Here is a 13,188-nt window from a genome sequence, read left to right on the forward strand (position 1 = left end):
TATAGCCAATTTATACTCAATTATAAAAGGATATAACTAATTATACTTTTGTTATTTCGCCTATCTTTCTGGAGAATTAGGGAGAATTTTTGAGTAATTGAATAATGATTGCGTTTTCTTAACATTTTGTTCACGTTCTATATTGTGATAATATTCATCTTGTTGCAGACGGAAATTAACTTTTGAGAGTCAAAAGTAAATTATAAATACTTGTAGAAGAGGTGCTAACTTGAAATTACAAAATTTAAAGCAAGATTGGTTTGGTAACATTAAAGGTGATATTTTATCAGGAATAGTTGTAGCACTTGCACTTATCCCTGAAGCAATTGCTTTCTCCATTATAGCAGGAGTAGATCCAATGGTTGGTCTTTATGCATCCTTCTCTATTGCAGTTATCATTGCATTTGTCGGTGGACGACCAGGAATGATTTCAGGTGCAACAGGTGCAATGGCATTATTAATGGTTACACTCGTTGCTGATTATGGATTGCAATATCTATTTGCTGCTACGATATTAACTGGAGTAATTCAAATTTTGTTTGGTGTTTTTAAACTAGCAAGTGTGATGAAATTTGTTCCAAGGTCAGTGATGGTTGGTTTTGTTAACGCACTAGCTATATTAATCTTCACTTCTCAGTTGCAACACTTTGAAGGGGAAGGCTGGATAATGTATGGATTAGTTGCACTAACTCTAGCAATTATATATATTCTACCTAAATTTACAAAAGCTGTTCCTTCTACCCTAGTTGCAATCATTGTTGTAACTGCAATTGCAATCTTCGGTAATATTGGCGTTAGAACGGTAGGGGACCTTGGAGAACTATCGCAGCAGTTACCAGTTTTCTTAATACCATCTATTCCGTTTAATCTTGAAACCTTGATGATTATTTTCCCATACTCTCTAGCATTAGCGATTGTTGGTCTACTAGAGTCATTATTAACAGCTAATATCGTTGATGATATGACAGACACAGAGAGTAATAAAAATAAAGAGAGTCGCGGTCAGGGGATTGCTAATGTTGTAACTGGGTTCTTTGGTGGAATGGCTGGTTGTGCAATGATTGGTCAATCTGTAATTAATGTTAAATCTGGTGGTAGAGGAAGATTATCTGCACTTGTTGCTGGAACATTCCTAATGTTTTTAATCATGGTTTTAGGTGGAGTTGTAGCTCAAATTCCGATGGCAGCCTTAGCTGGTGTGATGATTATGGTTTCTATCAGTACGTTTGATTGGTCTTCATTAAGAAACCTACACAAGTTACCTAAAACAGATGCAGCGGTTATGTTAATAACAGTGATTACAGTAGTTGCTACACATGATTTGTCAAAAGGTGTATTAGCTGGCGTATTAATCAGTGCAATTTTCTTTGCAGCTAAGATCTCTAAAGTAAAAGTAAATGAGATTGTTGCCTTAGAAGGAAAGAAGAAAGTGTACAAAGTTCATGGTCAAATTTTCTTCGCTTCTGTTAATGATCTTTTAGACAAATTTAATTTCAATGATAAAGTTAAAGAAGTCGAAATTGATTTATCGAACTCACATTTATGGGATGATTCAGCGATTGGTGCACTAGACAAAATAGAAATGAAATTTGAACAAAATGGCATCAAGGTGACATACTCCGGTCTGAATGAAGAAAGTAAACATTTGAAGAAACGAATCGGTGGGTTATCTAAAGCGTCTGGACATTAAAGCAGGCTTAAACAGAATTAGTTGAGGTGACATTGTGTATAAAAAAATATTATTAGCAACAGATGGATCAAAGCACTCCATTCGTTCTGCAGAACATGCAATATATTTAGCAGATAGTTTTGATAGTGTAATAGAACTTGTGTATGTAGTAGGTGGGGAAAAGTCTAAAGAAGATGTCCTGCACAGTGTGGACAAATATGAAGTGAAGCGAGAAAGAGAAGAGAAACTCAGGCCAATTCAGGAGCAATTAGAAAATGCTGGTCTTCAGTATAATAGCCATTTGCTTCATGGTGAACCTGGTCCGACTATTGTTAAGTTTGCGAATGAGAATGCATTTGACCTTGTAGTTGTCGGAAGTCGAGGTTTGAATAATTTGCAAACAATGATACTAGGTAGCGTTAGTCACAAAGTTGCTAAGCGTGTTAGTTGCCCGGTGCTTATTGTTAAATAAGTGTGCTTACTTGGTGGCGTGTAAATTACATGGCCACTGAGATTACATATAAGTAGCAGGACTACTATAGTAAGGGATTGGGGGATTCCTTACTATATCAAGGTTTGGGATGAAAGGTTGTATAAATGGGGATTTGTATAGCTTGTAAAAAGAAGGGAGTAGACATTGCGTCTGCTCTCTTCTTTTAGTTTGGGAAAGTACTTATTGAGGTATCAACAACGGCTATATAGAAGGTGTGAATAGTACAATAAAGGTTTTAAAACGTGATTCTTTCGGTATTAAAAGTTTCACACGATTAAAAAACAAGATATTGTGGCAACAAGAGGTTAAAAAGGCTCTAGTCTAAAAAATATGGGCTGTTTCACGTAGCAGAGGGAAATATGCGAAACTCCTGCGGAAAAACGAGCGACCGAGACCCCGCAGCGGTTTTTGCGATGAGGCTTGGGCGTTCGTCCGCGGAAAGCGAGTATATTACCCGCTGCGGCGTACGCAAGATAATTGCCTCTAATTTAGAAGAGCCTTTTAAATAAGAGATGGTGGAGTGAAAATCACCACCACATTTGACAGAGAACCTGTTATCTTGATAAAGCTCTTGGCTAGATTCAGCAACTTCTAATATATTCTTTTGTATAGTTAAGTCTCTCTTGTTCCGTTTGATAATATGGATGCTTTTTGTTGTCATTCAAAAGTTAATACACCTCCAAATGCTTAAGTTAGTCTATAATTAATTATAACTAACTATATTTTACTATAAATAACATATTATTTCACATAATTACTATGATTAAGTATAATTAGATTATTGGAATAATCTTTGTATTAACCTTCCTAAGTAACAATAGTGTTGACACTTCAATAAGATTTCAGACTAAATGAATAAAGCGGTGATTTATATGTTAAAGGACACGGGGGAGCGAGTTATTCCAGAAAATATGAAAATAACCAATGCATTGTTAGTGGAACACATTGCAAGGTATCACTTTGCAACAAATTATGTACAAGGCCGAGTGTTAGACTTTGCAAGTGGTGCAGGGTATGGGTCTCATATTATTGCGAAACAATGTAAAAAGCAAGTAGAGGAAATAGTTGGGATAGATATAGATGAAGAAGCAATTCAGTATGCGAAGGGAACATATTATCACCCTCTTACCTCGTTTATTCAGGGTGATGTCACTGACCCGTCATTGCCTGAAGAACTAGGAGCGTTTGATACGATTATTAGTTTTGAAACAATTGAACACATCAAAAATGAGGAACAATTTTTAACAAATATATATCATTTGTTGAAACCAGGAGGCACATTAGTGCTATCAACTCCATTCGGTCAGGGGCGCGGGCAACCGTGTGGGTCTCCATTTCATGTTCATCAATTAACCGTCAATGAGTTTACTAACCTCTTTCCGGAGTATGAGGAGAAGACCTTTTATTTCCAGCGAGGTGCATTAATTGAACCTGCCTTTCTAGGGACAAAAGAGTATTACCCCCTCGGAATTGTTGTTGCAAAAAAATAATAGACGGGAGGGATTAAAACGGTTGAAGTTACTCACTATTTGTACTCAATGTAGAGGAGAAGGTCGTATTAGAAAGAAATTTTTGCGTATTCCTATCACATGGAAATGTACGACATGTGATGGGGTAGGCAAGGTACAAGCAAGCACAGAAAATTACAAAAAATAAAATGGTTGTGTATTCCTTCAATTTCTATAACACATACTATCGTGTGAGTGGAAGGAGGAGTACAATGAGTCAGTCATCTTATGTTCAATCGTGGTTTGGAAATATTAAAGGTGATATTTTATCAGGAATAGTCGTGGCACTCGCCTTAATTCCAGAAGCTATTGCTTTTTCAATTATTGCCGGAGTAGACCCAATGGTTGGTCTATACGCATCTTTTGTCATTGCTGTTACGATTTCTTTTGTTGGTGGCAGGCCAGGAATGATATCCGCAGCAACAGGTGCTATGGCTCTATTGTTTATCGATCTCGTCGAAGGATATGGACTTGAGTATTTACTAGCAGCTACTATTTTAACTGGAATTATTCAAATTATTTTTGGGATATTTAAGTTGTCGAGATATATGAAATTCATTCCGCGGTCAGTGATGGTTGGATTTGTAAATGCTCTAGCCATCTTAATTTTCACCTCTCAATTACAGCATTTTGAGGGTGAGGCATCAATTGTTTATGTACTCGTAGGAGCGACTTTGGGTATTATTTACCTTTTTCCATATCTCACAAAAGCAGTGCCTTCAACATTAGTAGCCATCATTGTAATTACTGCTATTGCTATTATGATGGATATTCAAGTTCGTACCGTTGGTGACATGGGAACCATTTCGCAAACATTACCAGTTTTCTTACTTCCAGATATTCCACTAAACTTTGAAACACTAGCAATAATATTACCCTATTCCTTAGCTCTTGCAGTCGTTGGTTTACTTGAGTCACTACTGACAGCAACAATTGTCGATGATTCAACTGCAACCGAGAGTAACAAAAATACCGAAAGCCGTGGGCAAGGGATTGCAAATATTGTTTCTGGTTTTTTTGGAGGCATGGCAGGGTGTGCAATGATTGGGCAATCCGTCATTAATGTAAAGTCAGGCGGAAGTGGTAGACTTTCTACCTTTATTGCCGGTGTATTCTTGATGTTCCTAATTGTTGTGTTAGGGGATATAGTAGTGCAAATCCCGATGGCTGCCTTAGCAGGTGTGATGATCATGGTTTCAATTAGTACTTTTGATTGGAACTCATTGCGAACGCTGGCTATCGTTCCTAGAACAGATGCGGTTGTGATGATTGTCACTGTATTGACAGTCGTATTAACCCATAATCTAGCTATAGGTGTTTTTGCAGGAATTTTGCTAAGTTCTATCTTCTTTGTATCGAAAATTTCTAATGTTCGGTTAGAGACTAAGTTGGATGGCAATAAAAGAATTTACAAAATCCGAGGTGAGTTGTTTTTTGCTTCCGTAACAGAGCTACTACCAAAGTTTGATTACGAGGAAGACATAAGTTTTGTCGAAATTAATTTAACTCGCTCTCATATTTGGGATGACTCAGCGGTAGTAGCCGTAGACAAGATCGTTGCAAAATTTAAAGACCAAGGAAAAACAGTTGAAGTAACTGGGCTTAATGAAGATAGTAACGAATTAGTGGGAAAGTTAGCAAATAAACTTGGATCACATTAAGGATGCGGGGGTATAGCTATGTATAATAAAATTGTACTAGCAACAGATGGTTCCGAACACTCAAGACGCGCAACGGAAAATGCCGTTCACATTGCATCATGTACGGAAGGTTCTAAAATAGAAATTGTTTATGTAGTGGACGCAACGCATGCAAAGTCTGATGTGCTTAGTAATTGGAATTCTGTTGATGTCAATGATACTAGGAAGGCTCGAGTAAGAGAAGTAGAAGAAATGGCCAAGCAAGCTCGAGTGAATTATGAAGTGAAGATTTTACATGGTGAGCCTGGTCCGACAATTGTTGATTACGCCAACAGAAATAAAGCGGACGTAGTTATTATCGGCAGTAGAGGTCTAAACGGATTACAGGAGTTTGTTTTGGGCAGTGTCAGTCACAAAGTAGCAAAAAGAGCTAACTGTCCGGTTCTTATTGTAAAATGAATACGGTTTCTGTGATAAATGTTGAATGGAGGCAGCAACATTCAAGCAATGTTACTGCCTTTTTGTCGTTTGAAAAATCAAAAATTCTAATTGTCATGAGTATAACGGTGATAGTCTTTGTCCACGTCCAACTGTATGTGATTACCACTTTCAACCACTATATAATATCTGAAACGAAATTATAAAACATTATAAAATGTAATAATGAATTATATTTAAAATAAAAAGGTTAGCGCCTTTTTATTTTAAAATTGACCAATTAATACTATACTATAAATAATGAGGATTTGATCGGTAAAATTTATTGATAACTTTTAATGCAATTTATCCAACAAGTTAGGAGAATTTTTTATGTTATATAAGATAATACGTCAGGGACTCCGATACGAAGTACCTGTCCAAAATCGCACGACAACCTTGTATGATCAAGCTAATTTAGAAAGGCATGTCCTAAGAAAACGCGCAAATCATGTACTAAATATGGAGCTCATCCAGCAATTAAATGAGGCGTATCTCGGATATGGAAATGAACCAGAATACTTAGCTATGGAGATGCTTAAACAATGAAATTTGTGAAAAATGATCAAACTGCAGTTTTTGCCTTAGGTGGAATGGGCGAAATTGGTAAAAATATGTATGCTGTCCAGTTCCAAGATGAAATTGTCCTTATAGATGCTGGAATTAAATTTCCTGAAGATGAGTTGCTTGGGATTGATTACGTGATTCCAGATTACACTTACCTAGTGCAAAATCAAGATAAAATAAAAGGTTTATTTATTACTCATGGTCATGAAGATCATATTGGTGGTATCCCATATCTCTTAAGGGAAATCGACATCCCAATTTATGCTGGAAAACTTGCGATTGGGCTAATTAAAAGTAGATTAGAAGAACATGGTCTTTTACGAAATGCGAAACTTTATACTTATAATGAGGATGACGTTATAAAATTCAACAAAACTTCAGTCACATTTTTTAGAACAACGCATAGTATCCCTGACTCATATGGGATAATTGTAAAAACCCCACCAGGTAATATAGTCCATACTGGAGATTTTAAATTTGATTTTACTCCTGTTGGTGAACCAGCCAACATAGCCAAAATGGCTGAGGTTGGTAAAGAGGGAGTACTGTGTTTATTGTCAGACAGCACAAATAGTGAGGTTCCTGGATTTACCTTGTCTGAACGAGTAGTAGGAGAGACCATTCATGATATTTTTAACCGTGATGATACAGGAAGATTAATTTTTGCAACGTTTGCATCTAATATTTACCGACTTCAACAAGTTGTAGAGGCTGCGGTAAAGCATAACCGAAAAGTAGCTGTGTTTGGTAGGAGCATGGAAAAAGCTATTACTATCGGACAAGAATTAGGTTATATTAGTGCACCGAAAGATACGTTTATTGATCACCATCAAATAAATCGTCTCCCTGCACATGAGGTAACCATTCTATGTACAGGGTCCCAAGGTGAGCCAATGGCTGCACTTTCTAGAATAGCTAACGGTACACACCGACAGATTCAAACTATTCCTGGCGATACGGTTGTCTTCTCTTCCTCACCGATTCCTGGGAACAAGGTTAGTGTGAGCAGGATAATCGATAAACTTTACCGAGCGGGAGCAGAGGTAATACACGGTCCTTTAAATGATATTCATGCATCCGGTCACGGTGGACAACAAGAACAAAAGCTGATGTTACGATTAATGAATCCTAAATTCTTCATGCCAATACACGGGGAATATCGAATGTTAAAGGAGCATACTAAACTAGCCGAGTTGTGTGATATTGATCCAGGTAATTGTTTTATCATGGATAACGGTGATGTACTTGCTCTTGGAACAGATAACGCATCTATTGCAGGCAAAATACCATCGGGATCGATCTATGTAGATGGAAGCGGTATAGGAGATATAGGAAATATTGTGTTAAGAGATAGAAGAATCCTGTCTCAAGAAGGGTTAGTAATGGTCGTGGTAAGTATTAACATGAGGGAATATAAGATTGCCTCTGGCCCCGATATTATTTCAAGGGGTTTTGTATATATGAGAGAATCTGGTGACCTAATAAATGAAGCGCAGAAAATCGTTTCTGAGCATCTAGAAAAAGTAATGGAAAGACGTACATCACAGTGGTCTGAAATTAAAAACGAAATTACAGATACAATTGCACCTTTCTTATATGAAAAAACAAAACGTAAGCCGATGATTTTACCAATTATAATGGAAGTTTAACGAACACTCAAGGTAATCGCCTGTTGACCCTATAGAGTAGACACTTTGAAAACCATTTATCTTTAGCTAGTGTTGGAATTAAACGATAGAGAGGCTTCTCATTAGTTGATAAAACTTTTGAGAAGCATTTTTTCTTTTACTGATGTAAAGGGTTATGCACGTTTAATCTTAATTACTACTTAAAGAGGATGTTCAAAAAGTCCGGTAAAAATGACACTTCGAATTTCTGCGTTAGCTTGCTTTTCCGTTGCTCACGTATTAACTACATACGTTCCGCTACTCAAAGCTTCGCTGCCTTGAACTTCTCGGTCCTTTTTATCCTCCTTTTTGAACACGCACTTAAAGTAATGGCATAATAAAAATAAATCATAAAAACAAGGATGACTATATGAGACAGTTAATAGAAGTAAAGGTGAATTCTGAGTCTGCGAAAGATATAATGAATGGCTATCCGTTACTCTCAAAAGAAGCAATGGAAACTTCAGGAGTGACGATGGCAGAGGGAAGCATCATGCACTTAGTGAACTCCAATGGTAGGTATATTGCAACAGCATATTACGGTTTGCAAAATAAAGGAATAGGTTGGGTTTTAACTCGTAAAGAACAGGAAAGAATTGATACGAAGTTTTTTGTAAGGAAAATAAGCGAAGCAGTTGCGAAGCGTGATAGTTTTTATGAAGCGGAGGATACAACTGCTTTCCGTGTGTTTAATGGGGAAGGAGACGGTATCGGAGGATTAACCATTGATTTCTTTAACGGTTTTTATATGGTTAGTTGGTATAGTGAAGGTATTTATTCTTTCCGTGAAGAGATATATCAAGCCTTGAGTGAAGTCGTAAATGTTCGTGGCCTGTATGAAAAATTACGTTTTAATCATAATGGCCAATATCTGGAGCAAGATGATTATGTGTCCGGTGAAAAGGGAGAATTTCCTTTAATTGTTTTGGAAAATGGGATGAAATTTGCCGTAGATTTAAACGATGGGGCAATGACAGGGATATTCTTAGATCAACGTAAGGTACGAAAAGCATTACGTGACCATTACTCAAAAGGGAAAACGGTTCTAAATACATTTTCTTATACAGGTGCGTTTTCTGTAACAGCTGTTCTTGGCGGGGCAATAGGGACAACTAGTGTGGATTTAGCGAAGCGTAGCCTACCAAAGACAATTCAGCAATTTGCAGTCAACGGAATTGATTATGAGGCGCAAGACATTAAGGTGATGAATGTCTTTGATTACTTTCGATATGCGGCCCGTCATGATTTGAAATTTGATGTTGTCGTATTGGATCCACCGAGCTTTGCGCGGACAAAGAAAATGACTTTTAGTACGGCAAAAGATTATCCGAAACTACTAAAAGATGCCATGAAAATCACCAATGATGGTGGAATAATTATTGCGTCGACAAATAATGCAAGCTTCAACATGAAAAAGTTTAAAACATTTATTGATAAAGCATATACTGAAGCTAACACACGCTACAAAATTTTAGAAGAGCACCAATTGCCGGAAGATTTTACAGTACCAGATAAATTTCCGGAATTTAACTATTTAAAAGTGGTTTTTATTAAAGTAATGAACTAGGGAGGTTGACCAAATGAAATACAATAAAACACTCATGACGAAATTAATTAACCAACACCGCGAATTGCATGATGAGTTAAAGAGGATTAAAGTCGAAATGGACTTAGATAAAAATGCAGCTGTTAAAGCGATGTATCATTCATTTGTAGCAAATAGTGGTAAGTATATGGAAGAGTATCAGAAATTGGATCGTCCGAGGTAATAGGAAATAATTAGCAACTTTTGGCTAGTTTAGCAATGAGTACTATAACTAATAAAAAGGCGGGACATCTATTATGGCAAAAATAGAAGACTTTTTTGAACTAGATATTCGCGTTGGTACGGTCATCGAGGCTACCCCTTTTCCGGAAGCGAAAAAGCCTGCGATAAAACTACTAATTGATTTTGGAGAAGAGATTGGTGTCAAGCATTCTTCGGCGCAAATTACCAGAAGATATTCGCCTGATCAACTACGTGGTCGGCAAGTCGTTGGTGTAGTTAATCTCCCGCCAATGCGCATCGCTGGGTTTAAATCTGAAGTATTAGTGATAGGTGGGGTCCCGGAAGAGGGAGATGTTGTTCTCTTAAAACCTGATGAACCTATTAGAAATGGTACACGCATCTCTTAGATTAGCTGTTACTAAGTTTGAACATAAAAATTCAAATCACCATTGTAAAAGGTATATAATTGGATTGTTTGTATGTTTAAATGATAAGGAGAGAAATCAATATGTTTAAATTTGAAACGAAAAAGACAGTAGTAGTATCAATAGTTACCATCTTTTTATTAGTATTAGGAGCTTGCGGTAACGCTGCTAAAGAAAACAGCGAGAATATGGATGGAACAGATGATGGCAACATGGATATGTCTAATTCTGCTGCCAATAATGACAGCTCTAACAATATGGATGGAATGAATCACGGTGGCTCAGGAGAAGTTCCTGAAGGTTTGCAAAAGGCTGATAACCCTACCTATCAGGTTGGAAGTAAAGCTATCATCAATGCAGAGCATATGGAAGGAATGAATGGAGCGGAGGCTACCATTTCGGGTGCCTATGATACTACGGTCTATAGTGTTTCTTATACACCTACTAATGGTGGAGAAAGAGTGGAGGACCATAAATGGGTCATTCATGGAGAAATTGAGAAAGCTAGCGATGAACCATTTAAAGTAGGAGATGAAGTTGTTTTAAATGCTGACCATATCGATGGAATGGATGGTGCTACAGCTATAATTGATAAAGCGGAGCAAACAACCATATATATGGTGGATTACATAGATACTGTTACTGGTGAAGAGGTTACAAACCATCAATGGGTTACAGAAAGTGAATTATCCCCTGTTGAAAAATAGTTTAAATTCCTAATTTTTTACAAAAAAGTTTTTTTCCGAGAACCGTCATTTCTTTCGGGTGCTATTCTCAGGGAATGAAAGGCCGTGTAATACCTCTGTAAGAAAAATGAGTATCTGAGGTGGAAATGTGGAACAACTTATCTATACGCTCCTAGCATATTTGAATAATTCTCTGGAAAAGGATATGGAGAGAATAGGATGACTCCTATTCTCTCTTTCATGTCATACAAAGTCGGGGGAGTGAAATAGGATTAGTAATGAATAACCGTTTAATACGAAAAGTTCACATCTAAAAGCGAACCTCAAATAGTAAGATTAGCTTTATTAAAAAAGTTTAAACAAGAGTTTTCGGTAATCCAGACTTAATTCGGTTGATGCGTTATGTTATTATCACTAATTGTGTCATGCTTAACATAAAAGCCTTGAACAATGGCGGTGATAAGATAAAGCTGTACCCATGCAAGAACAGAACCAACTGCGACAATTAATAGCCACTCATATTTGAAAGCGGTTGCATAAAGAGCGTAAATAAATATTCCACTTATTAAATATCCTTGTGCAATTTTACTTAGTAGTACAATCGTTTTTGACTTTCTGTTATTAGACTGCTCCGATTTAAAAATACTAACACCTCCTTGAACATTTTGGTTAAAGTTGTTGTTGTTCAATCGGCTATAGAATAAGGCTATATATTATCTTTACTATATTTTATCACAAAATGTTCACAAAATATTCATAAAATGTACAAAAAATGTTCAAAACGATAAAATCACCCAATCTAAGTAGTTAAATGACCAAAAATAATCCCAAAGGCGCCGGGCCAATGGGATCAAGTAGTTGTCTGTTTTAGTTGTTGTTAACTAATGGGATGACTGTGCAATCATGTATAAGAAGACATAAATCATCAATAAAGAAAGTATTCCAATAACTAGCATTATGATAAAAATAAAATAAAACCTTCTTTTATATAAAAATCGTTCCTTATCTGAAGCTGATAGATTTTGCTTTAGTAAACGATTAATCTTTAGCAGGGTAAAGATGACATAAAGAAGAATTAACCAAAGAGCTATTGCTATATAGATAAAGATTGGGTAGGTGGTTAAGGAAATATCTATAGCTTTAGCGTGTTTCGCTTGAGCAGTTATACTGGTCGTTAAGAAAATGGTAAAAGACAATATAATGACGCTAATATATTGATTGATCTTCAAAGCATACACCACCCTTTTTTTAAAAGATTCGTAGGTATACAAAGTCCGGAAGCTGTCCACTGCCTAACAGCTCTACCCGAGTCGTAAGTAAATCTAAAGAGCATTATGAAGCTTTACGCTTGTTGGAGGTAGGCAAGGGCGCTAGTACTCTTGTTCTCACATAGAGACCAAAGCCGGTGTTGCCAATCAAAATGGCTCCGAGTGATAGCGTAATTGTTGTGATAATCATATGACTAGAAGTTGAGATAACTCCAAGATTATTAGATACACTTAAAAATCCTGTTAAACCTGTAAGTGTAATGAATAGTAAATATAACAAACTTACTATCTGATTTACTTTATATCGATAGGCATAGAACAAAATTAAAAGACTACTAATGACTACAACTGTATTAATTATACCGTGAGAATCATATAACGCGGTTGCTATTAATTTTGAACTAATTAATTGTTCCTTTGCAGGAATGTCCAACATTACTTTACTAGCTGCACTATGTTTAAAAAAGGCCCCTAAAACAATCTCAAAGTATAGCAATGAAATACTAACTACTGCTGGATAGTACAGCTTTCGTGCATTTCTTTGTTCCATTACAGCTTCCTCACTTAATTCTGTAACAGGTTTTCTTTTTAATGCAATTGTAAGGAAAATCAAGCTTACTAAAAGGGTTAAACTAACAGTTACGTCAATCGTCGTAAAACCAGGGGGTGTACCCAAAAGAACATTTAAACCACCAACTAACGATTGAAGAATCAAAATAAATAGACTAGCAAAAGCAAAGATGGTGACTAACTTTTCACCCTTTACGCGACGTTTGATTGCAATAATAGCGTTAATTAAAATGATGAATCCAAGTAGACCAGTAAACGCGCGATGGGAATATTCAATCACTTGTTGGTAATTAGCTATATCTGGAAAAAAGTTTCCATTACACTTTGGCCAATCCGTACCACATGCATCTCCGGAATTAGTTGCAACAACTAAATTTCCAAGAATTAATGCGAAAAAGGTAACAATAGTTGTAAATAAAGAAAAACGGTGTCTCATATTTCCATCCCTTC

The 13,188-nt window shown here is 36.5% G+C and carries 14 protein-coding genes and 1 pseudogene; 12 read left to right on the plus strand and 3 right to left on the minus strand.

Annotation, left to right across the window (positions count from 1 at the left end; all coding sequences use genetic code 11):
* The first annotated feature begins 229 nt into the window (after positions 1 to 229).
* From NC799_RS11125 to NC799_RS11180, 12 genes and pseudogenes are all read left to right on the plus strand, one after another.
* Positions 230 to 1,690: a SulP family inorganic anion transporter gene (locus NC799_RS11125; RefSeq protein WP_272446512.1), complete on the plus strand. Its 1,461-nt coding sequence runs from the start codon at positions 230 to 232 to the stop codon at positions 1,688 to 1,690.
* A 34-nt stretch (positions 1,691 to 1,724) separates the two neighbouring features.
* Positions 1,725 to 2,141, plus strand: a complete 417-nt coding sequence (locus NC799_RS11130; protein WP_272446513.1) for a universal stress protein — start codon at positions 1,725 to 1,727, stop codon at positions 2,139 to 2,141.
* A 214-nt stretch (positions 2,142 to 2,355) separates the two neighbouring features.
* A pseudogene (locus NC799_RS11135) lies at positions 2,356 to 2,487 on the plus strand (transposase); the annotation flags it as partial.
* A 547-nt stretch (positions 2,488 to 3,034) separates the two neighbouring features.
* Positions 3,035 to 3,652 carry a class I SAM-dependent methyltransferase gene (locus NC799_RS11140; RefSeq protein ID WP_272446580.1) on the plus strand — a complete coding sequence of 206 codons (618 nt, stop codon included), beginning with the start codon at positions 3,035 to 3,037 and terminating at the stop codon, positions 3,650 to 3,652.
* Positions 3,653 to 3,882: 230 nt separating this feature from the next.
* Complete coding sequence (locus NC799_RS11145; RefSeq protein WP_272446514.1) at positions 3,883 to 5,331, plus strand: SulP family inorganic anion transporter; 1,449 nt, start codon at positions 3,883 to 3,885, stop codon at positions 5,329 to 5,331.
* An 18-nt stretch (positions 5,332 to 5,349) separates the two neighbouring features.
* On the plus strand, positions 5,350 to 5,769 hold the full coding sequence (locus NC799_RS11150) for a universal stress protein (RefSeq protein ID WP_272446515.1): 420 nt from the start codon (positions 5,350 to 5,352) through the stop codon (positions 5,767 to 5,769).
* A 351-nt stretch (positions 5,770 to 6,120) separates the two neighbouring features.
* A complete protein-coding gene (locus NC799_RS11155) occupies positions 6,121 to 6,336 on the plus strand; it encodes an RNA polymerase epsilon subunit (protein WP_272446516.1) in 216 nt (71 codons plus the stop codon).
* Positions 6,333 to 8,003 (plus strand): ribonuclease J1, encoded by a 1,671-nt coding sequence (gene rnjA / locus NC799_RS11160; protein WP_272446517.1) that lies wholly within the window; start codon positions 6,333 to 6,335, stop codon positions 8,001 to 8,003. Before NC799_RS11155 ends, rnjA begins: the two co-directional genes overlap by 4 nt.
* Before the next feature lie 388 nt (positions 8,004 to 8,391).
* The gene (locus tag NC799_RS11165) at positions 8,392 to 9,588 is read left to right on the plus strand and encodes a class I SAM-dependent rRNA methyltransferase (protein WP_272446518.1); all 1,197 of its coding nucleotides are present in this window, start codon (positions 8,392 to 8,394) and stop codon (positions 9,586 to 9,588) included.
* A 13-nt stretch (positions 9,589 to 9,601) separates the two neighbouring features.
* Positions 9,602 to 9,790 (plus strand): hypothetical protein, encoded by a 189-nt coding sequence (locus NC799_RS11170; protein ID WP_272446519.1) that lies wholly within the window; start codon positions 9,602 to 9,604, stop codon positions 9,788 to 9,790.
* Between the two features lie 73 nt (positions 9,791 to 9,863).
* A complete protein-coding gene (csaA, locus tag NC799_RS11175; protein ID WP_272446520.1) occupies positions 9,864 to 10,196 on the plus strand; it encodes a chaperone CsaA in 333 nt (110 codons plus the stop codon).
* Between the two features lie 101 nt (positions 10,197 to 10,297).
* Positions 10,298 to 10,921, plus strand: a complete 624-nt coding sequence (locus NC799_RS11180) for a YdhK family protein (RefSeq protein ID WP_272446521.1) — start codon at positions 10,298 to 10,300, stop codon at positions 10,919 to 10,921.
* 362 nt (positions 10,922 to 11,283) lie between these two features.
* On the opposite strand, the gene NC799_RS11185 is transcribed toward NC799_RS11180, so the two are convergent.
* The 3 genes from NC799_RS11185 to NC799_RS11195 form a co-directional block, all read right to left on the minus strand.
* Positions 11,284 to 11,589, minus strand: coding sequence for a hypothetical protein (locus NC799_RS11185; RefSeq protein WP_272446522.1), 306 nt, complete (start codon positions 11,587 to 11,589; stop codon positions 11,284 to 11,286).
* A gap of 192 nt (positions 11,590 to 11,781) precedes the next feature.
* Positions 11,782 to 12,129 (minus strand): hypothetical protein, encoded by a 348-nt coding sequence (locus NC799_RS11190; protein WP_272446523.1) that lies wholly within the window; start codon positions 12,127 to 12,129, stop codon positions 11,782 to 11,784.
* A gap of 103 nt (positions 12,130 to 12,232) precedes the next feature.
* Positions 12,233 to 13,174 carry a COX15/CtaA family protein gene (locus NC799_RS11195; protein WP_272446524.1) on the minus strand — a complete coding sequence of 314 codons (942 nt, stop codon included), beginning with the start codon at positions 13,172 to 13,174 and terminating at the stop codon, positions 12,233 to 12,235.
* Between the last annotated feature and the right edge of the window lie 14 nt (positions 13,175 to 13,188).

This window comes from Aquibacillus salsiterrae, assembly GCF_028416595.1.
GTDB classification, from domain to species: domain Bacteria; phylum Bacillota; class Bacilli; order Bacillales; family Amphibacillaceae; genus Aquibacillus_A; species Aquibacillus_A salsiterrae.